A 1,317-nucleotide genomic window follows, 5' to 3' on the forward strand; every position below is an offset into this window, starting at 1 on the left:
CCCATCATCTCGCCAAAAAAGTCGATCGTCTCTTTGAGTGCTTTTACAAACACATCAATCTCCTCATAGGTATTGTAAAAATACACACTAGCCCGCGCCGTAGATGAAATGTTCAAATAGCGGTGCAAAGCTTGCGTGCAGTGATGCCCGGAACGAATCGCGACCCCCTCCTGATCCAACATCGTAGACAAGTCTTGAGGGTGAATTTCTCCGGCGGTAAATGATGCTAGCGCTGCCCTACCTTCACCGTTGCTGTCTGGTTGCGGGCCGTAGATTTTGAGCTCGGGAATTTGCCACAACTGTTGGAAGAGATAAGCTGTCAAGTCGGCTTCGCAAGCGTGAATCTGCTCCATGCCTATGTTATTAAGATAGTCGATCGCAGCACCAAGGGCGATCGCCTCACCGATTGCCGGAGTCCCCGCCTCAAATTTGTGCGGCAAATCAGCATAGGTGGAATATTCGAGAAACACATCAGCAATCATCTCGCCACCGCCGAAAAACGGAGGCATTTCTCTCAGCAAGTCCAGTTTACCGTACAGAAAACCAATCCCAGTCGGAGCGCACATTTTATGACCGGAAGCCACCAGCCAATCGCAATCGATTGCTTGCACGTCTACTACCATGTGCGGCACGCTTTGGCAAGCATCAATTAAAACTTTGGCGCCGAAACTGTGGGCGATTGCGCAGATTTCTTTGACTGGATTGATGCAGCCCAAAGTATTGGAAACGTGAACTACAGACACCAACTTAGTTTTGTGGGAAACCAGCGTTTTAAACTGTTCCAAATCAAACTCGTAAGTTGCCGTCAACTCAACAAACTTCAACACCGCACCGGTTTTTTGAGCAATCATTTGCCAGGGAACGAGATTGCTGTGGTGTTCCATCACCGACAGGATGATTTCATCTCCTGCTTGCAAATTGTTCAAACCCCAAGAATAAGCAACTAAATTAATTGCTTCAGTGGCGTTGCGAGTGTAAACAATTTCTTGCCGCGATGCTGCATTAATAAACCTTGCAACTTTATCTCTGGCACCTTCGTAAGCATCTGTGGCTTTGGCGCTGAGAGTGTGGGCGCCGCGGTGTACGTTGGCATTGTATTGTTCGTAGTAGTCGCGCCAAGCATTGAGTACAGCTAGGGGTTTTTGAGATGTAGCTGCGTTGTCGAGATAAACTAGGGGTTTACCATTGACTTTTTGGGTCAAAATCGGGAAGTCACCGCGAACTTTTGAGGCTAATGTTTTTTCTTGAATAAGTGTCATATAGAAGAAGGAAGAAGGAAGAAGGAAGAAGGAAGAAGGAAGAAGGAAGAAGGAAGAA

1 protein-coding gene is annotated in these 1,317 nt (G+C 47.2%); it reads right to left on the reverse strand.

Annotated features, from left to right (window positions below; translation table 11 throughout):
• A partial coding sequence (locus QT974_RS34445; RefSeq protein WP_333472831.1) for a SufS family cysteine desulfurase occupies window positions 1-1,259 on the reverse strand: 1,259 nt, incomplete at its 3' end.
• Window positions 1,260-1,317 lie beyond the last annotated feature (58 nt).

This window comes from Microcoleus sp. BM001215392 (genome assembly GCF_036700185.1).
In the GTDB taxonomy this organism is placed as follows: Bacteria; Cyanobacteriota; Cyanobacteriia; order Cyanobacteriales; family Microcoleaceae; genus Microcoleus.